At 43.2% G+C, this 1,124-nt stretch carries 2 protein-coding genes; both read left to right on the forward strand.

Features of this window, described 5'->3' with window-relative positions:
• Positions 1–172: 172 nt before the first annotated feature.
• Positions 173–550, forward strand: a complete 378-nt coding sequence (locus S2091_RS23730) for an SMI1/KNR4 family protein (RefSeq protein WP_105534448.1) — start codon at positions 173–175, stop codon at positions 548–550.
• Position 551: 1 nt separating this feature from the next.
• Complete coding sequence (locus S2091_RS23735; protein ID WP_105534449.1) at positions 552–971, forward strand: DUF2251 domain-containing protein; 420 nt, start codon at positions 552–554, stop codon at positions 969–971.
• Positions 972–1,124 lie beyond the last annotated feature (153 nt).

Raw genomic sequence — 1,124 nt, forward strand, 5'->3', positions numbered from 1 at the left:
AAAAAATGGGATGCTCAAAAGGACTATTTCCGATTAAACTGACGCGTCTTGAGCGGCTTTAAAAAGTCGTTTGAATGGAAAAATTAGGTCGCAGCGCGAATTCTTGTTTTTACACGGCCTCGGCACAAACGAGACAGTCGACTATGCGGTCAAATTTTGGAATACTTAAGCGATGAGCACAATTGTCAACGAAATAGAAAAACTGCGATCAGCCTATTCATCATTGCCGAATGCTTATTTTCAATTCTTGCTTGATCACGATGGGATCGATTGCGAACTCGGAATTGACCCAGGTTGGGTCGTTATTTATCCAACTCAAGAGGCGCTGGTTGCGACGAACCAATATCAGATGTCTACGTTCTTGCCAGGATATTTTGCCTTCGGTGGAAATGGTGCCGGTGAAGTTTTCGTTTTCCCTTTGAATCGGTCAGTCCATGAGTGTCCGGTTTATATGGTTCCAACTGTTGGCATGTCAGTAGAAGAGCTGATAGAAATTGCACCATCATTTGAATCGTTTGCTCAGCAGATCGGTAAATCTTGTGAGGACTAATATGACGAAGTTAAGGTCCATACAGTTTGTCACCGAAGAAAAATTCAAATTTGGGAACGAAACAGTCGTCGAAGGTGATGCGCCACAAGGCTCTTTTACGGTTTTTTTCGAGGACGATGGAAGCACTGGATATTTCTATGCTGTGGATACCGTATTAAAGGAACAAATAATTCAGGATGCTCTACACATTTACAGTATCGGCGGCGATATGGAGCGTGGAAAGGATTGCGTTGCAAAAATAGGTTGGTCAACCGATTCTCAAAAGGCGCTGTTGTTAATCGATGATCGTGTTCATGCCGTATTTGATTTTGATGAAAGACAAGGCTATTGTCTGACCGGCTATCCTGCGGCTCCGAGTAACAATGTCTGGTCAACACGTGGGCATGAATGGAATGACGAAGCATTGGAGAAATTCACGTAGTGCAAAGGGCCTGATACGGCAGAGGCTGTGTCAAAACGCAGTCTTGTTCGCCATCAAAAATAATCCTAAAAAATTACTCAACGATGTAAACAGAAATCCCTCTCAAGCGTTATATAAAAAGTCGAATCCACGTTAAGGAGCGTTGATGAAGCG

Source organism: Solimicrobium silvestre (genome assembly GCF_002976435.1).
Taxonomy (GTDB): Bacteria; Pseudomonadota; Gammaproteobacteria; order Burkholderiales; family Burkholderiaceae_D; genus Solimicrobium; species Solimicrobium silvestre.

Bases quoted from the DNA above. Each gene is read 5' to 3' on its own strand.
- S2091_RS23730 (WP_105534448.1), top strand. From the start codon at position 173: ATGAGCACAATTGTCAACGAAATAGAAAAACTGCGATCAGCCTATTCA.
- S2091_RS23735 (WP_105534449.1), top strand. From the start codon at position 552: ATGACGAAGTTAAGGTCCATACAGTTTGTCACCGAAGAAAAATTCAAA.